The 17,674-nt window shown below is 67.4% G+C and carries 18 protein-coding genes and 1 tRNA gene; 10 read left to right on the top strand and 9 right to left on the bottom strand.

What is annotated here, in order from left to right; translation table 11 throughout:
* Positions 1-29: 29 nt before the first annotated feature.
* The gene (locus AC07PF_RS13645; protein ID WP_494608260.1) at positions 30-248 is read right to left on the bottom strand and encodes a hypothetical protein; all 219 of its coding nucleotides are present in this window, start codon (positions 246-248) and stop codon (positions 30-32) included.
* 347 nt (positions 249-595) lie between these two features.
* On the opposite strand from AC07PF_RS13645, the gene AC07PF_RS13640 reads away from it, so the two are divergent.
* Positions 596-1,129, top strand: coding sequence for a single-stranded DNA-binding protein (locus AC07PF_RS13640; RefSeq protein WP_494612285.1), 534 nt, complete (start codon positions 596-598; stop codon positions 1,127-1,129).
* Between the two features lie 25 nt (positions 1,130-1,154).
* On the opposite strand, the gene AC07PF_RS13635 is transcribed toward AC07PF_RS13640, so the two are convergent.
* From AC07PF_RS13635 to AC07PF_RS13600, 8 genes are all read right to left on the bottom strand, one after another.
* Entirely contained in the window at positions 1,155-1,382 is a 228-nt protein-coding gene (locus AC07PF_RS13635; RefSeq protein WP_494612223.1) for a hypothetical protein, read from the bottom strand.
* A gap of 387 nt (positions 1,383-1,769) precedes the next feature.
* Positions 1,770-1,845, bottom strand: a tRNA-Thr gene (locus AC07PF_RS13630).
* A gap of 12 nt (positions 1,846-1,857) precedes the next feature.
* A complete protein-coding gene (locus AC07PF_RS13625; RefSeq protein ID WP_007857454.1) occupies positions 1,858-2,865 on the bottom strand; it encodes a class 1 fructose-bisphosphatase in 1,008 nt (335 codons plus the stop codon).
* Between the two features lie 36 nt (positions 2,866-2,901).
* On the bottom strand, positions 2,902-3,744 hold the full coding sequence (locus tag AC07PF_RS13620; protein WP_494612222.1) for a tetratricopeptide repeat protein: 843 nt from the start codon (positions 3,742-3,744) through the stop codon (positions 2,902-2,904).
* 20 nt (positions 3,745-3,764) lie between these two features.
* Positions 3,765-6,479 (bottom strand): aminopeptidase N, encoded by a 2,715-nt coding sequence (gene pepN, locus AC07PF_RS13615; RefSeq protein ID WP_494612221.1) that lies wholly within the window; start codon positions 6,477-6,479, stop codon positions 3,765-3,767.
* A complete protein-coding gene (locus AC07PF_RS13610) occupies positions 6,463-7,197 on the bottom strand; it encodes an HAD family hydrolase (protein WP_007857451.1) in 735 nt (244 codons plus the stop codon). The genes pepN and AC07PF_RS13610 overlap by 17 nt, the downstream gene beginning before the upstream one ends.
* Positions 7,197-8,301, bottom strand: a protein-coding gene (gene prfB / locus AC07PF_RS13605; protein ID WP_108016494.1) for a peptide chain release factor 2 whose coding sequence is annotated in 2 segments (ribosomal slippage) — positions 7,197-8,219 and positions 8,221-8,301 — 1,104 coding nt in all. Because the reading frame shifts where the segments join, the coding sequence is not laid out codon by codon here. The genes AC07PF_RS13610 and prfB overlap by 1 nt, the downstream gene beginning before the upstream one ends.
* 214 nt (positions 8,302-8,515) lie before the next feature.
* Positions 8,516-9,442 carry an alpha/beta fold hydrolase gene (locus AC07PF_RS13600; protein WP_494612220.1) on the bottom strand — a complete coding sequence of 309 codons (927 nt, stop codon included), beginning with the start codon at positions 9,440-9,442 and terminating at the stop codon, positions 8,516-8,518.
* A gap of 203 nt (positions 9,443-9,645) precedes the next feature.
* On the opposite strand from AC07PF_RS13600, the gene AC07PF_RS13595 reads away from it, so the two are divergent.
* The 9 genes from AC07PF_RS13595 to AC07PF_RS13555 all read left to right on the top strand — a co-directional run bounded on the left by AC07PF_RS13595 (position 9,646) and on the right by AC07PF_RS13555 (position 17,656).
* Positions 9,646-10,662 carry an AraC family transcriptional regulator gene (locus AC07PF_RS13595; RefSeq protein ID WP_007857447.1) on the top strand — a complete coding sequence of 339 codons (1,017 nt, stop codon included), beginning with the start codon at positions 9,646-9,648 and terminating at the stop codon, positions 10,660-10,662.
* A gap of 122 nt (positions 10,663-10,784) precedes the next feature.
* Positions 10,785-12,065, top strand: coding sequence for an anthranilate 1,2-dioxygenase large subunit AndAc (gene andAc, locus AC07PF_RS13590; protein WP_494612219.1), 1,281 nt, complete (start codon positions 10,785-10,787; stop codon positions 12,063-12,065).
* Positions 12,066-12,078: 13 nt separating this feature from the next.
* Positions 12,079-12,597 carry an anthranilate 1,2-dioxygenase small subunit AndAd gene (andAd, locus tag AC07PF_RS13585; RefSeq protein ID WP_494612218.1) on the top strand — a complete coding sequence of 173 codons (519 nt, stop codon included), beginning with the start codon at positions 12,079-12,081 and terminating at the stop codon, positions 12,595-12,597.
* 11 nt (positions 12,598-12,608) lie between these two features.
* On the top strand, positions 12,609-12,956 hold the full coding sequence (gene andAb / locus AC07PF_RS13580; RefSeq protein ID WP_494612217.1) for an anthranilate 1,2-dioxygenase ferredoxin subunit AndAb: 348 nt from the start codon (positions 12,609-12,611) through the stop codon (positions 12,954-12,956).
* Positions 12,957-13,014: 58 nt separating this feature from the next.
* Complete coding sequence (locus AC07PF_RS13575) at positions 13,015-14,220, top strand: ABC transporter substrate-binding protein (RefSeq protein WP_494612216.1); 1,206 nt, start codon at positions 13,015-13,017, stop codon at positions 14,218-14,220.
* A 37-nt stretch (positions 14,221-14,257) separates the two neighbouring features.
* Positions 14,258-15,178 carry a branched-chain amino acid ABC transporter permease gene (locus AC07PF_RS13570; protein ID WP_494608252.1) on the top strand — a complete coding sequence of 307 codons (921 nt, stop codon included), beginning with the start codon at positions 14,258-14,260 and terminating at the stop codon, positions 15,176-15,178.
* A gap of 53 nt (positions 15,179-15,231) precedes the next feature.
* Complete coding sequence (locus tag AC07PF_RS13565) at positions 15,232-16,185, top strand: branched-chain amino acid ABC transporter permease (protein ID WP_494612284.1); 954 nt, start codon at positions 15,232-15,234, stop codon at positions 16,183-16,185.
* A complete protein-coding gene (locus tag AC07PF_RS13560) occupies positions 16,182-16,940 on the top strand; it encodes an ABC transporter ATP-binding protein (protein ID WP_494612215.1) in 759 nt (252 codons plus the stop codon). Before AC07PF_RS13565 ends, AC07PF_RS13560 begins: the two co-directional genes overlap by 4 nt.
* A complete protein-coding gene (locus tag AC07PF_RS13555) occupies positions 16,937-17,656 on the top strand; it encodes an ABC transporter ATP-binding protein (RefSeq protein WP_494612214.1) in 720 nt (239 codons plus the stop codon). The genes AC07PF_RS13560 and AC07PF_RS13555 overlap by 4 nt, the downstream gene beginning before the upstream one ends.
* Positions 17,657-17,674 lie beyond the last annotated feature (18 nt).

Genomic DNA, 17,674 nt, shown 5'->3' with positions numbered 1-17,674 from the left:
GTCGAAGGGCTCCGTGCCTGTCGGATGCCTCAGCGCCCCAGCCGGGCCAGTGACTGCTGGATGTTGGCAAAGGCCTGGGTGAGCTTGTGGGTGGCGCGCTGCAACTCTTCGGGCTTGACCTCGCTGGTGCGGCGGCACCGCGGGCAGGTGATGCGCGGGCTCAGCTTCAGCTTGCCCAGCCGCTCCTTGACGGCCTGCTGGCAGTGCGGGCAGGGCAGTTCGATGCTGGCGTCGTCCAGAACAGTCATGGTGTCCCCTCTCGAAAGATGGTGGGTGCGAACTGGTGGAGCTTGCCAAGCCATTGTCACCGGTTTGCCGGCGCACGCCAAATGGGGCCTGGGCGGCCGGGCGGCGTTGCGTGCCCGAAGTCTGCCGCCAGTGTCGCGTGCTTGCAGCACCGCGGTGCGCAAGGCACTTTGTTTGAGGGGCCGGTGGTTACAATACGTACTGGCTTTTGGATGGATGTGCGTGCTGCCCGTGGCGGCTGTGCGCAGGTCATGAGACAGGACGCCGTGCGGGTTGGTCCGGGGCCGCGGGGCAGTTCTGCTCCGGGGCGGGCCATTCTTTCAATGGGGTGTGGGGCGTGGTGGTCGCCATGTGCTGGCGAACTGCTGCGGTCTGGCGCTCCTTTGAAAAGCCCGTGTCGGCGGCGACCCCATCATTCACGGCAAGAGCCCAGAGCCAATTGGTCCTGGGCTTTTTTTGTGGACAGGGGCGGCGTGTTTTTCGAGACTGCTGTGTTCCGGCCGGGTGGGCGGGGGCGATGGCCCCGGCAAGAACAAACCGACAACAAGTGCTGGATGGGGATTGCATGATCGATGGACTGATTTCGGGCCGTCTCTACGGGGGCCCAGAGCGGCGTCTGGACAAGGTAGGAAAGCCTTACATGGTGGCCAAAGTGCGGGCCCCGAGTGCAGAGGGCGAGATGCTGTTCGTCAACGTCATTGCGTTCGATGACGACGTGTGCCTGGCCATGGAGCAGCTGCACGATGGCGAGTCCATCTCCGTCGCGGGCTCCGTGACCCCCAAGGTGTGGACCGACAAGCAGGGCAATGTGCGCCCGGCGCTCGACATGGTCGCCCACCGCGTGATGAGCGCGCGCGACGCGTACCAGACGCAAACCAACTGATCTGCCTGGCTGGGGCCGCGCTGCCTCAGCCGTGGCTGGGTGGCAGACCGGCGTGCATGCCGCCGGGCCTGGCCTGGGTGCCGCTGCTGGCAAAGCCCATGGCCTCCAGCTCTTCGGGTGACGGATGCAGCTCGCACACTTCGGGCTGGCGATGCTCGATGGAGCGGCGCCGCTCGTGCTTGTCGGGCGGGCCGTCTTCACGTTGGCGGCGATCCATGCCGCTGCGTCGTTCAATGGGGACAGTCTTTTCCATGGCGTGGGCCTGAGGGTCTTTCTGGAGGCTGGCGGTCAATGCCCGCGGCCCGTGGCTTGTCGGCCATGGGTTCGTTGCATGGAGAGTCCGGGAGCCTGCCGGCAGGGTCGGTGCCAGTATGCCCTTGTGGTGGCCGGAAATGGAGGGAAGTATCCCGGCTGCAAGACTTGTTGACGTTTGGGGTGTGGCCCACAGGCCGTCATGGGGTTTCTTGGCCCCATGCCTGTGCACCTGGCCTGCGGCTGCTGGCACAAGCTGCATGCCGATCACCGGTGCTTTGCTGCCGCGTTGGAGGTGTGCTGTCAAGCGGTTCGAAGTGCCATGCTGCGGGAGAGGCACGACCCAAGCAAAAAGCCCCTGACTCTTGCGAATCAGGGGCTTTTCATTTGGTGCCGGAGAGATGAATCGAACACCCGACCTTCTCATTACGAATGAGCTGCTCTACCGACTGAGCTACACCGGCGTAAGACTTAGATTATAGCGTGGAATGGTAGCTTGTCACGCGTTCGACCTCATTTTTTGATCCGAGGATCACGCTGACGCGCTCATGCAACTGCGTGGGCTCTATGTCCATGATGCGCTGTTTGCCGTTGGTCGCGGCACCGCCGGCCTGCTCGACAAGCCAGGACATGGGGTTGGCCTCGTACATCAGGCGCAGCTTGCCGGGCTTGTTGGGTTCGCGCTTGTCCCAGGGGTACATGAAGATGCCGCCGCGCGTGAGGATGCGGTGCACGTCGGCCACCATGCTGGCGATCCAGCGCATGTTGAAGTCCTTGCCGCGCGGGCCGTCCTTGCCCTGCAGGCACTCGTCGATGTAGCGCTTCACGGGGGCGTCCCAGTGGCGCATGTTGCTCATGTTGATGGCGAATTCCTTGGTGTCCTCGGGAATGCGCACGTTCTCTTCGGTGAGCACGAAGGAGCCCTGCTCGCGGTCCAGCGTGAACATGGCCACGCCGTCGCCCACGGTGAGCACCAGCGTGGTCTGTGGGCCGTAGATGCAATAGCCTGCGGCCACTTGGCTAGTGCCGGGCTGCAGGAAGTCGCCAGCCTCCACGCCGCGGTCGTCATCGGGCTTCTTGAGCACGCTGAAGATGGTGCCGATGCTCACGTTCACGTCGATGTTGCTCGAGCCATCGAGGGGGTCGAACAGCAGCAGGTATTCGCCCTGCGGGTAGCGGTTGGGCACCAGGTAGATGCCGTCCATTTCCTCGGAGGCCATGGCGGCCAGGTGGCCGCCCCATTCGTTGGCTTCGATCAGCACCTCGTTGGCGATGATGTCCAGTTTCTTCTGGATCTCGCCCTGCACGTTCTCGCTGGATGCCGTGCCGAGCACGCCGCCCAGGGCGCCCTTGTTGACGGCCTGGCTGATGCTCTTGCACGAGCGGGCCACCACTTCGAGCAGCAGGCGCAGCTGCGAGGGGATGAGCCCGTCGATGCGTTGCTGCTCGACCAGGTAGCGGGTGAGGGAGATGCGGGAGCTCATCGGTAGATCGTCCTTGGCTTGGGTTCTTTGGTGGAATTACTTGGATTGCTGCTCGCGTTCGGACAGCTCGGCCAGCGTCGCCTGTGCTTCTTCGAGCAGGTTCTCGTCGCCGCTGGCGCGGGCAATGGCCACCCGTTGCGTGAGCAGGCTGCGCGCCAGGGCGCCGTCGCCGGTCTCATGGGCCAGCACGCCTTGCTGGAACAGCGTGTCCAGCACGATGCCATCGTCCCCCAGTGCCTGGCCCAGGGCCAGCCGCTGCTGCAGATAGCTGTGGGATTGGGCATGCTCGCCCAGTTCGTAGGCGTTCTGCGCCAGGTTGTTGATGAGGCCTGACAGGCGCTGGTCGGTATCCGAGCCGAAGACCTGCCGCGCGTCGGTCAGCAACTGCTGGTTGTGCGCCAGGGCCTCGGCAAAGCGGCCGGCCTCGTGCAGGGCGTAGCCGATCTCTTCGCGGATGCCCAGCTTCTGGTCGGCACTCAGCGTGGCACCCTCCTGGTCGGCCCAGTGGGCCGACTGGCGCAGGTGCTCAATGGCGGTGTCGTACTCCTCGGACTGCAGCGCCGATTCGCCGATGGCGTAGTGCTTCTGGCAGCGGTCCGCCGTGGTGAGATCACCCAACGTCGAGCGGATGGCCAGGGCGCGCAGCCCCAGGGGCAGGCCCTCGTCGTCCATCTGGCGCTTGGAATACACCACGAACTGCAGCCACAGCAGCTGGGCCAGCTCGGGTGACTCCGCGCCCAGGCCCTCGGCCAGCGGGCGCAGGGCGGCCAGGTCGGCCGACATGGCCGTGCCGCTGAACATGGCGTCGGCGTCGTACACCGTGTCGAGCAGCTGGTTGAAGCGCCGCGCGAACTCTTGTGCGGAATCGGTGAATGCCATGGTGCGTCGCGTGCGATCGATCAGTCTGCCAGCGCGCGGGTGACCACCTCGCGCACGTCGTTGCTCAGGTCCGGGCGCGTGGCCACGCGGGCAATGGCCTCGCGGGCCGCGGTGCGCCAGGGCTCGGCCAGCTTCTTCCAGCGGTCGAGCGCGCGCGCCAGGCGCGCGGCGACTTGCGGGTTGATGGCGTCGAGCTCGATCACGCGGTCGCTCCAGAACACGTAGCCCGCCGCATCGGTGCGGTGGAAGGCGCCGGGGTTGGCGCTGCAGTAGCTGAAGATCACGCTGCGCGCGCGGTTCGGGTTCTTCAGGCTGAAGTCCGGGTGCTGCATGAGCTGGCGCACGGCGGGCAGCACATTGCCGCCCTTGTCGGGCGCGCCGGCCTGCAGCGCGAACCACTTGTCGATGACCAGGGGCTCGTCCTTGAACAGCGCGTGAAAGCGCGCCAGCGCCGCAGCCGCATGCGTGCTGCCGCTGGCCACCAGGGCCGTGAGGGCGTTGAAGCGGTCCGTCATGTTGCTGGCCACCTTGAAGCGCTGGTAGGCCTTGCCGGGCCAGACCTCGTCGCCCGTGCGCTGGGCGGCGATGCACAGCATGTGCAGCGCCATGCCGCTGAGCGAGCGGCGGCCGGACGAGACCGGGTCGGGGCTGTAGCCGCCGGTGTCCTGGTTCTGCTCCCAGGCCCACTCCCAGTCGGCCTGCAGGGCCACGGCCAGTTGCTCGCGCATGGCCTCGCGCACGGCGTGGATGCGCTGCGGGTCCACCACGTCGAGCTGCTCGGCGATGTAGGTCTCCGACGGCAGGGTCAGCACCAGCTCCTTGAAGGCCGCATCCAGCGCCGGGCTGCGCAGCACGCTGCGCAGCGCATCGACCACGGCAGGGGGCAGGATGTCGCCGCCGGCGGGGCCACTGCCAGTGATGGCATGGATGGCGGTGCGCAGCGCCAGGCGCTGGCCCGCTTCCCAGCGGTTGAAGGCATCGGTGTCGTTGGCCAGCAGGGTGAGCAGTTGCTCGTCGGTGTACTCGATGTCCAGCACCACCGGGGCGCTGAAGTCGCGCAGCAGCGAGGGCACGGGTTCGGCGTCGAGGCCGGTGAACACCAGGGTCTGGCTGGCCTCGGTCAGCACCACGGTGCGCGATGGCGCGCCCGCGGCGTCCTCGCCCTGCAGCTGCAAGGGCAGGGCGGCGCCCTGGTGCGTGAGCAGGCCCAGCCCGACGGGAATCACGAAGGGCAGCTTGTCGGCCTGGCCCGGCGTGGGCGCGCAGCTTTGCGCCAGGGTCAGGGTGTAGGTGCGCGCGGCGGCGTCGTAGCTGCCCGTGGCCTTCACGCGCGGCGTGCCGGCCTGGCTGTACCAGCGCTTGAACTGGGGCAGCAGGCGTGCCAGGTCGCTGGTGGGGTTGGCATCGGCAATGGCCTGGGCGAAGTCGTCGCAGGTCACGGCCTGGCCATCGTGGCGCTCGAAGTACAGCTTCATGCCCTTGGCAAAGCCTTCGCGGCCCACCAGGGTGTGCATCATGCGCACCACCTCGGCACCCTTTTCGTAGATGGTGACGGTGTAGAAGTTGTTGATCTCGATGTAGCTGTCGGGCCGCACCGGGTGGGCCATGGGGCCCGCGTCCTCGGGGAACTGGGCGGTGCGCAGCACGCGCACGTCCTCGATGCGCTTGACGGCGCGGGCCGAGGGGCTGCCGGCCAGGTCCTGGCTGAACTCCTGGTCGCGGAACACCGTGAGGCCTTCCTTCAGGCTCAGCTGGAACCAGTCGCGGCAGGTCACGCGGTTGCCCGTCCAGTTGTGGAAGTACTCGTGGCCGACCACGCTCTCGATGTTGGCGAAGTCCACGTCAGTCGCGGTCGACTCGCTGGCCAGAACGTACTTCGTGTTGAAGATGTTCAGGCCCTTGTTCTCCATGGCGCCCATGTTGAAGTCGCTGGTGGCGACGATCATGAAGCGCTCCAGGTCCAGCGGCAGGCCAAAGCGCGCCTCGTCCCAGGCCACGCTGGCCATCAGCGAGTTCATGGCGTGCTCGGTCTTGCCCAGGTCGCCCGGGCGCACGTAGACCTGCAGCAGGTGGTCGGTGCCGGCGCGCGCGCGGATCTTCTGCTCGCGGGCCACCAGCTTGCCCGCCACCAGGGCGAACAGGTAGCAGGGCTTCTTGTGCGGGTCGACCCATTGGGCGAAGTGGCGGCCATCTTCCAGGTCGCCGCTGTCCACCAGGTTGCCGTTGGACAGCAGCACCGGGTACTGGGCCTTGTTGGCGCGCAGCGTGACGGTGTAGCTGGCCATCACGTCGGGGCGGTCCAGGAAGTAGGTGATGCGCCGAAAGCCCTCGGCCTCGCACTGCGTGAAGAAGGTGCCCTGGCTCACGTACAGGCCCATCAGGTGCGTGTTCTTGGCGGGGCAGCAGGTGGTGAAGATCTCGAGCGCGAAGGCGTCGGTGCCCGTGGGCAGGTTCTCGAGCACCAGGCGCTGGCCTTCCATCTTGAACGAGGTGCCCTGGCCATTGACCAGCACGCGCGCCAGGTTCAGGTCCTCGCCGTCGAGCTTGAGCGGCTGCTCTGCCACGTCCGGGTTGCGGCGCAGCGTCATGCGGTTGAGCACGCGCGTCTTGGCGGGGTCCAGGTCGAAGGTCAGCTCGACGCTGTCGATCCAGTAGGCGGGGGCGGTGTAGTCCTCGCGGCGGATGGCGAGGGCCGGTCCCGCTCCACTGGCGTCTGCGTTAGGCGATGGCAACATGGATGCGCTCCAGAAAGTCGGTGTTCATGAGTTCGTGGTAGTCACGCACGGCGGCCAGCACATGGGGGCCCGCCAGTTCCTGCGCGCTGTGGGTGCTGCACACCGCCACGGCATGCATGCCCGCGCGGCGCGCGGCCTCGATGCCGAAGGGGGCGTCCTCGAAGACGATGCAGCGTTCGGGTGCGGCGCCGATGCGGCGTGCAGCTTCGAGAAAGATGGCCGGCTGGGGCTTGCCGGGCAGGCCCTCGTCGCCGCGCACGATGGTCAGGGGCTCGGGCTCCATGGACAGGCGCGCCATGGCGAAGGCCACGTTGTGGATGTCGCCCGCCGTGCCCACGGCCAGCTTGTAGCCGCGTGTGGAGACCTGCGCCGCAAAGGCGCGAAAGCCCGCCACCTCGGCAAAGGCCGGGCCGAACAGCTCGCGGTAGATGTCTTCCTTCTCGCGCGTGAGGGCATCGGCCTCGGCCTGCTCCACCTCGCGCTGCAGCAGCTCGCGGATGCACTCGGTGCCATTGCGGCCTGTGGTGCGGGCCATCAGGTCGGGCACGTCGATGGCCATGCCGCGGCGGCGCGTGAACTCGACCCAGGCCTTTGCGTGCCAGGGCATGGAGTCGATCATGGTGCCGTCCATGTCGAAGATGAAGGCTTCGACAGGGATCGCGCCGCGGCCTGGGGCCGTGGCGTCGACGGTGGTGGCGGCGGCTGCGTCGCGCTGCATCACACGCCCTGCTTGAGCGAGGCTTCGATGAAGGCGTCCAGGTCGCCGTCCAGCACCTTTTGCGTGGCGGAGATTTCCACCCCGGTGCGCAGGTCCTTGATGCGGCTGTTGTCCAGCACGTAGCTGCGGATCTGGTGACCCCAGCCCACGTCGGTCTTGGTGTCCTCGAGCTTTTGCTGCTCTTCCTGGCGCTTGCGCATCTCGTGGTCGTACAGGCGCGAGCGCAGGCGCTGCCAGGCGATGTCGCGGTTGCCGTGCTGGCTGCGGCCGTCCTGGCACTGCACCACGATGCCCGTGGGGATGTGGGTCAGGCGCACGGCCGAGTCGGTCTTGTTGATGTGCTGGCCGCCCGCGCCCGATGCGCGGTAGGTGTCGGTGCGAACGTCCGAGGGGTTGATGTCGATCTGGATCGAATCGTCGATCTCGGGGTAGACGAACAGGCTGGCAAAGCTGGTGTGGCGCCCGCCCGACGAGTCGAACGGCGACTTGCGCACCAGGCGGTGCACGCCCGTCTCGGTGCGCAGCAGGCCATAGGCGTACTCGCCCTCGACCTTGATGGTGGCACTCTTGAGGCCGGCGATGTCGCCCGGGGTCTCTTCCTCGACCGTGGTCTTGAAGCCCTTGCGCTCGGCGTACTTGAGGTACTGGCGCAGCAGCATGCCGGCCCAGTCGCAGGCCTCGGTGCCGCCGGCGCCGGCCTGGATGTCGACGAAGCAGTTGAGCGGGTCGGCCTCGTGGCGGAACATGCGGCGGAACTCGAGCTGCTCGATCTCTGGCTGCAGCTTGGCGGTCTCGGCCTCGATGGTCATCAGGCCGTCTTCGTCGCCGTCTTCCTTGCTCATGTCGTAGAGCTCGGTGTTGTCGGCCAGCTCACGCGTGAGTTTTTCGAGCGTGAGCACCACGCCGTCCAGCGACTTCTTTTCCTTGCCCAGTTCCTGGGCCTTCTTCGGGTCGTTCCAGACCGAGGGGTCTTCCAGCGAGGCGTTGACGGTTCTCAGGCGTTCGAATTTGGCATCGAAGTCAAAGATACCTCCGTAACTCTTGCGTGCGCACGGTCAGGTCGCTCAAGGTGTTGCCGATGAGGTTGATGCGTTCTGCGTCCATGGTGGTGTCCTGGTAGGTGTGTTCTGTAGAGGGTGACAAGGCCGAACGGGCCCCGTGTGCGCTGCGCTGGTGTGCGCACGCAAGGGGATGACCCGCACCGAGGCGGGTCGGTTCAACATCGCCCGAATCGGCCATTTTCTCATGGATGGGCATGGGGGCCGGCAATGCCCCTTGCGCCCTCGAAAACGGCCGCGGAACCGTGCCGCAGGAGGGGTCAGGAAGACAGGTGCTCTTCGATCAGCCGCGCCACCGCTTCGGGCTGGTCATGGTGCAGCATGTGCGCGGCGTCCTGCACCACGGCCGTGCGGCAGTCGCGCACGTGGGTCAGGCGCTGGTGGTATTCAGGAAGGGCATAGCGGCCCTTCCACCACTGGCCCAGGCTGTCGTCGCTGGCCTCCACGGCCAGCACGGGGGCGGCAATGCGCTCGTACAGGGCCAGGGCCTCGTCCAGGCGGTACAGCTGCGAGCTGGTGATCTTGTGCGCCGGGTCGCCCAGGATCTCCCAGCGGCCCTCTGCGTTGGGCTCGGCCCAGTGCTGCGCCAGCCAGTCGGCCTTGTCCTGCGACAGACGCGGGTTGGTCTTCATCAGGCGCTGGGCCACGCCGGCCACGCCGTCGTAGGCCTTGAGGGCCATGTCGCCCGTCTGCAGCTTCTTGATCTCGTCGATCCACTGCGCATAGCGTTTGGGCGCCTGGTCAGGCTTCGTGGCGGGCATGCCGAAGCCCTCCAGGTTCACCAGGCGGCGAATGCGCTCGGGCCGTACGCCCGCATACATCATGGCAATGTTGCCGCCCATGCTGTGGCCCACCAGGTCCACGGGCTGGTCGCCCACGTAGTGGTCCAGGAGCAGGTCCAGGTCGGCCAGGTAATCGGGAAAGGTGTAGTGGTCGCAGGGCGTGGGCAACTTGCTCAGGCCGAAGCCGCGCCAGTCGGGAGCAATGATGTGCCGGCCTTGCGCGAATGCTGCCGAGAACGCATCCACCACGAACTGGTAGGAGGCGCCCACGTCCATCCAGCCATGCACCAGCACCAGCGGGGGCCTGGCCTTGTCGCTCGATGCCTCGCCCCAGTGGCGGACGTGGTAGCGCAGGGTGCGGATGGGGACGAACTCGCTGCGCGAGGTGCGGACGGTGGAATACATGGAGAGCAGCGGGGTGAAAGGATGGACAGGTGTTGTTGCTCCAATGGTACGTCGGCAGCCCTGCGGCCGTGGCTGCGGGGGTGTCGCATGGGCGCCTGCCAGTCCATGGGTATGGAAATTGCTGGGTTGATGCAAATCAAAGCGGTGCGCCCCGACGCGTGCTGCGCCTCTATCCCCCAGCCCCCACGCGAGGTCTCTGTCCGATGGTTCCCCTGTCGTCCGCCCTGTCCCTGGATCTGTCGGCGCTGCAGCAGCGCCCGCTGTTCACGTCGGACCTCCGGGTGGATTCCCATGACCTGGTGGCGCGCGAGTTCTCCGACCATGGGCTGAAATGGTGCGGCGGGCCGGTGGCCACCTCGCTGTCCAAGGTGCGCGTGCGCCAGTTGCAGCTGTTCATGCTGCAATACGGTGCGGAGGTGGAGATCCGCCCGCGCCCGTTCGACGACTTCGTGCTGGTGCACCTGTCGCTCTCGGGCACAGCGCAGCTGGTGTCCGACGGCGTGCCCGTGCGCCTGCCCGCCGGTGCCGCCGCGCTGATTGCACCGCGCCACAACCTGCACATGCACTGGCAGCAGGGCGCGCGACAGCTCATCCTCAAGGTGCCGTGCAGCCTGCTGCGCGCCTGGGCGCCCGAGTCGCTGGTGGGCGACTCGACCTTCGTGCACCCGCTGCTGCCGCTGAGCGCGGGGCAGGGCCAGCAGTGGCACTTTCTCATGCAATCGCTGCTGCATGTGAGCCAGCAGGCGGTGGAGAGCACCGCGCATGCGCGCTGGGTGGACCACATGGAGAGCAACGTGGCGCTGTTCCTGGCCTCCTGCGCGCAGAGCGTGCCGATGCCCGCGGCGCCGCTGTTGTCCCTGGGGGCGCTGGACATCGACACCGCCGCGCCGGTCCCCCATGGCGACATGGGCCGGCTCGACCGGCTCGATGCCTACATGCGCAGCCGCCTGTGCGCGCCCGTGGCGCTCGAAGACCTGGCGCGCGCCGCCGGGGTCAGCGTGCGCGGCCTGAATGCGCTGTGCCAGCGCCACCATGGCGAATCGCCCATGGCGCTGCTGCGCAACATGCGGCTTGACGCGGTGCGTGCGCGCCTGCAGGAGCGCCCCGGCCACTGCGTGACCGATGCGGCGCTGGAGTTCGGCTTCGGCCACCTGGGCCGTTTTTCGAGCTACTACCGCGAGCGCTTTGGCGAACTGCCGAGCCAGACCAGCTTCAATTGAGCAGGCACCACTGCACATTTGCAAGAACCGGACAGGCCCGCAGCGCCGCGTGCCGATAGTGGATAGCGGGGCAGGGCGTTGATTTCTAGCATGGAGGCATACCAATCGAAGAGGCCGTGCCCATGTCTGAAATCCCCGCCGTCGAAGTCGCTGCCCCCGTCTCGCTCAAGGCGCAGCGGCAGGTGTTCTTCCCGCAGCCCGATGGCTCCAACGTGCCCTACCGGGTGTTCAGCTCGCAGGAGGTCTACGACCGCGAGCAGGAGCGCATCTTCCGCGGGCCGGTCTGGAGCTTTCTGGGGCTGGAAGCCGAGATCCCGAATGTGGGCGACTTCAAGTCCACCTTCGTCGGCGACACTCCCGTGGTGGTCACGCGCACGGCCGACGGCCTGGCCTGCTGGGTCAACCGCTGCGCCCACCGCGGCGCCATGGTCTGCCGCGAAAAGCGCGGCAACGCGGCCAGCCACACCTGCGTGTACCACCAGTGGAGCTTTGCCGCCAACGGCGACCTGCAGGGTGTGCCGTTTCGCCGCGGCCAAAAGGGCATGGTCGGCATGCCCAAGGATTTCAAGACCGAGGAGCATGGCCTGCAAAAGCTGCGCGTGGACAGCTACAAGGGCTTGCTGTTCGCCACCTTCAGCGACGCGACGCCGCCGCTGCCCGAGTACCTGGGAGAGCAGATGCGGCCGTGGATCGACCGCATCTTCCACAAGCCCATCGTCTACCTGGGCTGCACGCGCCAGTACTCCAAGTCGAACTGGAAGCTGTACTTCGAGAACGTCAAGGACCCCTACCACGCCAGCCTGCTGCACCTGTTCCACACCACCTTCAACATCTTCCGTGTGGGGATGAAGGCGCGCTCCATCCCCGATGCGAACCACGGCCTGCACAGCATCATCACCGTGACCAAGCCCGAGGTGGAGACGGACACCGCCGCGGCCTACAGCGCGCAGAACATTCGCTCCATGGACGAAGGCTTCGAACTCGAAGAGCCCGCGCTGCTCGGCCAGATCCAGGAGTTCGACGAGATGACCACCAACCACATCCAGTCGATCTTTCCGCAGCTGGTGGTGCAGCAGATCCACAACACGCTGGTGGCGCGCCAGCTGCTGCCCAAGGGGCCGGGCAACTTCGAGCTGGTGTTCCATTTCTTCGGCTATGCCGACGACACGCCCGAGCTGCGCGAGCTGCGCCTGCTGCAGGCCAACCTGGTGGGCCCTGCGGGCTACATCTCGATGGAGGACACCGAGGCCACCGAGCTGGTGCAGCGCGGCACCGTGCGCGATGGTGACAAGCACTCCTACATCGCCATGGCGCGCGAGGCGCCCGAGCAGATGGACACCGTGATCACCGAGAACCTGATCCGCCGCTTCTGGGTGGGTTACCAGGGACTGATGGGCTACTGAAGGACTGCACGCCATGACCACGATGACCACCCCCACCGCCCCCATCGGCATCAGCCGCCAGGAGCGCCTGCAGCTGTGGACCGAACTGCTCGAGCTGCAGCACCGCTACGTGAGCGCGCTGGACAACAACCGGCTCGAAGAGTGGCCCGGCTTCTTCGTCGAAGAGGGCCGCTACGAGATCATCCCCAAGGAGAACTTCGACGCCGGCTTTCACGCGCCCATCATGTACTGCCGCAATGCCGGCATGCTGCGCGACCGCGTGCTGTCGCTGCGCAACGCCAACATCTTCGAGGACCATGTGTACCGCCACGGCACCTCGGGCCTGGTGATCACGGCGGTGAAGGACGGCGTGGTGCACACCCAGTCGAGCTACGTGGTGGTGATCACCGGCACGGCCGGCGAGTCCAGCGTCTACCAGGCCGGCACCTACCTCGACGAGGTGGTGCAGCACCAGGGCGAGTGGCGCTACCGCAGCAAGCGCGTGGTGTACGACACCTCGCGCGTGGCCACCTTGCTCGCCACCCCCATCTGAGGACCCGCACCATGCAGATAACGACCGACAAGGCACTGGAACAGGGCGCGGTAGCCGCCTGGCACGACGTGGGCGACCCCGAGGATTTCCCGGACGGCGCCGTGTGGCCCGTGGTGGTGCAGGGGCTGCCCGTTGCGGTGTTCCGCGACGGGGAGGGGCTGTTCGCCCTGTACGACCTGTGCACCCATGGCGCCGCCAAATTGTCCGACGGCTGGGTGGAAGACGGCTGTGTGGAATGCCCCTTGCATCAGGGCACCTTCGACATCCGCACGGGGGCGCCCTGCAAGGCGCCCGTCACCGAAGCGGTGCGCACGTTCCCGGTGCGCGTGGTGGCAGGGCGCGTCGAGGTCGGGCTCTGAAGCCCCGCCTGCGCCGCCCCTGGTTCTCTTTTTTTTTGTTGATGGATAAGGACTGACGATGGCATACCTCTACCGCACCTCGCTTCGCAAGCGTCTTGAAGTAGCCGCTCTGGCCACCCTGGCGGCCTGCGCCAGCTTTACCGCCGCAGCGCAGCAGGGCCCCATCAAGGTCGGCATGGCGCTCGACATCTCGGGCCCGTTCGCCGGCCCCGGCGCCGATGCGCGCGACGGCTTCAACCTGGCGATCAAGCAGCTCGCGGGCAAGCTCGGCGGCCAGCCGGTGGAGTTCGTGCAGACCGACATGGCCGGCAGCCCCGACCAGGCCAAGCAGCTGGTGGACCGCTTCGTGCAGCGCGAGAAGATCGACCTGTTCACCGGCCCCATCGCCTCCAACGTGGCGCTGGCCGTGGCACCCACGCTGTTCGCGGCCAAGGTGCCCTATCTGTCGAACAACGCCGGCCCGAGCCAGCTGGCCGGCGCGCAGTGCAATGCCTACTTCTTCGGTACCGCCTACCAGAACGACCAGTACCACGAGGCCGCAGGCCAGTTCGCAGCCGACCGCGGCTTTGGCCGCATGGTGCTGATCGCCCCCAACTACCCCGCCGGCAAGGACGGGCTCACCGGCTTCAAGCGCAAGTTCAAGGGCACGGTGGTCGACGAGGTGTACACCAAGGTCGGCCAGATTGACTACGCGACCGAGCTGGCGCAACTGCGCGCCGCCAAGCCCGAGGCCGTGTACTTCTTCCTGCCCGGAGCCATGGGCATCAATTTCATCAAGCAGTTCGTGGGGGCCGGCCTGTCCAAGGACATCATGCTGGTGACCAGCGGCTTCTCGGCCGACGAGGACATCATCGGCGCGGTGGGCGAGCCCATGCTCGGCCTGTTCAACACCTCGCACTGGGCGCACGACCTGGACAACGCGGCCAACAAGGCCTTCGTCGCGGCCTTCCGCAAGGAATACGGCGGGCGCTACCCGTCCATCTACGCCGCACAGGCCTTCGACGTGATCAGCGCCATGGACGCGGCCGTCAAGGCCGTGGGCGGCAAGGTGGCCGACCGCGAGGCCCTGGCCAAGGCGCTGGCCAAGGCGCAGTTCCCCTCGGTGCGCGGCAGCTTCCGCTATGCCAACAACCACTACCCGGTGCAGAACTTCTACCTGCGCACCATCGGCAAGAACGCTGAGGGCCGCGTGACCAACAAGACCATCAAGACGGTGCTTGAGAACTACGGAGATGCCTTCTCTGCCCAGTGCCCGTTGAAGTGACCTTGTCCCCACCGCTTTCGCGCATTCCAAGCACACCATGAACTGGATCCTCGTCATCGAGCAATTGCTCAACGGAGCGGGCTACGGGCTCATGCTCTTCCTGATCGCGGCCGGCCTCACGCTGGTCTTCGGGATCATGGACGTGATGAACCTCTCGCACGGCTCGCTGTTCATGGTGGGCGCCTACGTGGCGGCCACGGTGCATGTGCACAGTGGCTCGTTCGCGGGCGCGGTGCTGGTGGCCATCGCCGCCACCGTGTTCGTGGCCGTGCTGCTGGAGGTGACGCTGATGCGCCGCCTCTACGGGCGCGACCACCTGGCCCAGGTGCTCGCTACCTTCGGCGTGATCCTGGTGGCCGATGACGCGGTGAAGATGGCCTGGGGCCCGTCGCCCGTGATGGCGCCCACACCGGCCCTGCTCTCGGGCCCGGTGGAGCTGTTCGCCGGCCTGCCGTACCCCTCGTACCGGCTGGTGGTGCTGGTGGCCGGGGTGGCGGTGGCGGGCCTGCTGTACCTGCTGGTCAACCACAGTCGCGTGGGCATGCTGGTGCGGGCCGGCGCGTCGGACCGGTGGATGGCCGAGCTCATGGGCGTGCGCGTGAAGCGCGTGTTCTGCGGCATCTTCGTGCTGGGGGCTGCCCTGGCGGCCCTGGCCGGCGCCCTCATGGGGCCGCTGATGGCCGTGCAGGTGGGCATGGGCGAAGCCATCCTGATCCCGGCGCTGGTGGTCATCGTCATCGGCGGCATCGGCTCGGTGCGCGGGGCCTTCGTGGCTGCGCTGCTGGTGGGCTTGGTGGACACCATTGGCCGGGCCTTCCTGCCGCTCTTGCTGCGCGCCACGCTGCCGCCATCCGTCGCTGCCGACCTGGGCCCGCTGTTCGCCGAGGTGGCCATGTACGCCCTGATGGCCGCCGTACTGAGCTTTCGCCCCGCGGGGCTCTTTTCTGCAAAGGCATGAGTGCCATGTCTGCCTCCTTGACCTCATCATCCCCTTCGCTGACCCCGCAGCCCATGGTCGTGCCGCGCTGGCGCGGCGCCATCGTGCCGTTGGTGCTGCTGGCCGCGTTGGCCGCCTTTCCCTTGGTCGCGCCGGCCCTGGGCCTGGATTTCTACATCGGCTTCGTGCGCCGGGTGCTGGTGGTGGCGCTGGCCGCGGCCAGCCTGAACTTCATCATGGGATTTGGCGGCATGGTGGCGCTGGGGCATGCGGGCTTCGTGGGCGTGGGCGCCTATGCGGTGGTGGTACTCAGCGATGCGGGCGCCACTTCGGCCTGGGTCGTCTGGGGCGCTGCCATGGCTGCGGCCGCGCTGGTGGCCGCACTGGTGGGCGCCATCTCGCTGCGCACCAAGGGGGTGTACTTCATCATGATCACCCTGGCCTTCGCGCAGATGCTGTACTTCGTCTTCGTCTCGCTGCGCAGCTATGGCGGCGACGACGGCTACACGCTGCCCCTGCGGCCGGCGCTGGGCATGGGCCTTGATGTGATGCACGAGCCCACGCTGTACTGGGTGGTGCTGGCCCTGGTGGCGCTGGTGCTGTGGTGGCTGGACCGGGCCACGGCCTCGCGCTTCGGTGCGGCGCTGGCGGGTATCCGCGACAACGAGACGCGCATGCGTGCCCTGGGCTACCCGGTGTACCTGCTGCAGCTGGCGGCCTTCACGCTGGCCGGCGCCGCCGCGGGCCTGGCGGGCGCGCTGCTGGCCACGGGCAACAGCTTCGTGAGCCCATCGATGATGCACTGGACGCAGTCTGCCACGCTGATCGTGATGGTCGTCATCGGCGGCCTGGGCCGGCGCTGGGGCGGCCCCGTGGGCGCGGCCATTTGGCTGGCGCTCGAGGAGGCGCTCAAGCTCCACACCGACTACTGGCACATGCCCCTGGGCGTGTTGCTGATCGCCACCGCGCTGTATGCGCCCAAGGGCCTGGCCGCGCTGGCGGACCTGCGCGCAAGGAGCAAGCCATGAGCCTTTTCCAAGTGCAGGGCCTGGTCAAGCGCTTTGGCGGCCTGCTGGCCACCGACCATGTGAGCCTGTCGGTGGCGCATGGCGAGGTGCACGCCCTCATCGGCCCCAACGGCGCGGGCAAGACCACGCTGGTCAACCAGATCTCGGGCCTGCTGGCGCCCGACGAAGGTCGGGTACTGCTGGACGGTGCCGACATCACCGCGCTGCCCATGCACCGCCGGGTGGCCAAGGGCCTGTCGCGCTGCTTCCAGGTCACGCGGATTTTCCCCAAGCAAAGCGTGCGCGACAACCTGCTGCTGGCCGTGCAGGCGCACAGCGGCTCGAGCTTTCGCTTCCTGCAGCCGCGCTCGCAGGCGCGCGGCCTGTACGAGGCGGCCGACCGGCTGGCCGAGCGCGTGGGGCTGCAGGCCCGCATGGGCGAGATCGCCGGCGCCCTGCCGCATGGCGCGCAGCGCACGCTGGACGTGGCCCTCGCGCTCGCCTCGGCCCCCAAGCTGTTGCTGCTCGACGAGCCCATGGCCGGCATGGGACCCGACGAGTCGCAGCAGATGGTGCAGCTCATCGAGACCCTGCGCCAGGACATGGCCGTGCTGCTGATCGAGCACGACATGGAGGCCGTGTTCCGCCTGGCCGACCGCATCTCGGTGCTGGTCTATGGCCGCGTGCTCACGGCCGGCACGCCCGACGAGATCCGCAACAACGCCGAGGTGCAGGCCGTGTACCTGGGCACCGAAACCCTGGAGACCACCCCATGACCGCGCCCGAACCCTTGCTGAGTTGCCAGGGCCTGGAGGCCGGCTACGGCGTGAGCCAGGTGCTGTTCGGCATCGACCTGCAGATCGGGGCCGGTGAGGTGGTGTCCCTGCTGGGCCGCAACGGCATGGGCAAGAGCACCACCATCAAGACCCTGGTGGGGGCGCTGCGCCCCACGGCGGGCGGTATCCGCTTTGCCGGCCAGGCGACCGACCGCCTCAAGAGCGATGCGATCGCCCGCCTGGGCCTGGCCATCGTGCCCGAGGGGCGCCACGTGTTCCCCAACCTCACGGTGCGCGAGCATCTGCAGGCCTTTGCCGACCACCGCAACGGCCTGCGCGACGCCTGGGATATCGGGCGCATCTACGGCGTGTTCCCGCGCCTGAAGGAGCGGCAGAACAACCTCGGCAACCAGCTCTCGGGTGGGGAGCAGCAGATGCTGGCCATCGGCCGGGCGCTGTCGACCAACCCGCGCCTGCTCATTCTGGACGAGGCCACCGAAGGCCTGGCCCCTGTCATCCGCGAGGAGATCTGGCGTTGCCTGGCCACGCTCAAGGCCGCCGGGCAGACCATTTTGGTGGTGGACAAGTACGTGCACCGCCTGGTGGGCCTGGCCGACCGCCATGTGATCCTGGAGCGCGGGCGCGTGGTCTGGCAGGGCGATTCCGCCGCGCTCAATGCCGACCGCAGCCTGTGGTCGCGCTACCTCACCGTGTAGACCGTTCAAGGTTTTTCC

It is taken from the genome of Acidovorax sp. GW821-FHT10A04, assembly GCF_059415825.1.
This window is presented reverse-complemented; position numbering and strand designations above follow the sequence as displayed.

What these genes read in the sequence shown, in the direction of transcription:
- AC07PF_RS13565 (WP_494612284.1), top strand. Translation starts at nt 15,232, where the DNA reads ATGGTCGTGCCGCGCTGGCGCGGCGCCATCGTGCCGTTGGTGCTGCTG.
- AC07PF_RS13575 (WP_494612216.1), top strand. Translation starts at nt 13,015, where the DNA reads ATGGCATACCTCTACCGCACCTCGCTTCGCAAGCGTCTTGAAGTAGCC.
- AC07PF_RS13560 (WP_494612215.1), top strand. Translation starts at nt 16,182, where the DNA reads ATGAGCCTTTTCCAAGTGCAGGGCCTGGTCAAGCGCTTTGGCGGCCTG.
- AC07PF_RS13645 (WP_494608260.1), bottom strand. Translation starts at nt 248, where the DNA reads ATGACTGTTCTGGACGACGCCAGCATCGAACTGCCCTGCCCGCACTGC.
- AC07PF_RS13640 (WP_494612285.1), top strand. Translation starts at nt 596, where the DNA reads ATGTGCTGGCGAACTGCTGCGGTCTGGCGCTCCTTTGAAAAGCCCGTG.
- AC07PF_RS13625 (WP_007857454.1), bottom strand. Translation starts at nt 2,865, where the DNA reads ATGAGCTCCCGCATCTCCCTCACCCGCTACCTGGTCGAGCAGCAACGC.
- AC07PF_RS13635 (WP_494612223.1), bottom strand. Translation starts at nt 1,382, where the DNA reads ATGGAAAAGACTGTCCCCATTGAACGACGCAGCGGCATGGATCGCCGC.
- AC07PF_RS13570 (WP_494608252.1), top strand. Translation starts at nt 14,258, where the DNA reads ATGAACTGGATCCTCGTCATCGAGCAATTGCTCAACGGAGCGGGCTAC.
- pepN (WP_494612221.1), bottom strand. Translation starts at nt 6,479, where the DNA reads ATGTTGCCATCGCCTAACGCAGACGCCAGTGGAGCGGGACCGGCCCTC.
- AC07PF_RS13600 (WP_494612220.1), bottom strand. Translation starts at nt 9,442, where the DNA reads ATGTATTCCACCGTCCGCACCTCGCGCAGCGAGTTCGTCCCCATCCGC.
- AC07PF_RS13555 (WP_494612214.1), top strand. Translation starts at nt 16,937, where the DNA reads ATGACCGCGCCCGAACCCTTGCTGAGTTGCCAGGGCCTGGAGGCCGGC.
- andAd (WP_494612218.1), top strand. Translation starts at nt 12,079, where the DNA reads ATGACCACGATGACCACCCCCACCGCCCCCATCGGCATCAGCCGCCAG.
- andAb (WP_494612217.1), top strand. Translation starts at nt 12,609, where the DNA reads ATGCAGATAACGACCGACAAGGCACTGGAACAGGGCGCGGTAGCCGCC.
- andAc (WP_494612219.1), top strand. Translation starts at nt 10,785, where the DNA reads ATGTCTGAAATCCCCGCCGTCGAAGTCGCTGCCCCCGTCTCGCTCAAG.
- AC07PF_RS13620 (WP_494612222.1), bottom strand. Translation starts at nt 3,744, where the DNA reads ATGGCATTCACCGATTCCGCACAAGAGTTCGCGCGGCGCTTCAACCAG.
- AC07PF_RS13610 (WP_007857451.1), bottom strand. Translation starts at nt 7,197, where the DNA reads ATGCAGCGCGACGCAGCCGCCGCCACCACCGTCGACGCCACGGCCCCA.
- AC07PF_RS13595 (WP_007857447.1), top strand. Translation starts at nt 9,646, where the DNA reads ATGGTTCCCCTGTCGTCCGCCCTGTCCCTGGATCTGTCGGCGCTGCAG.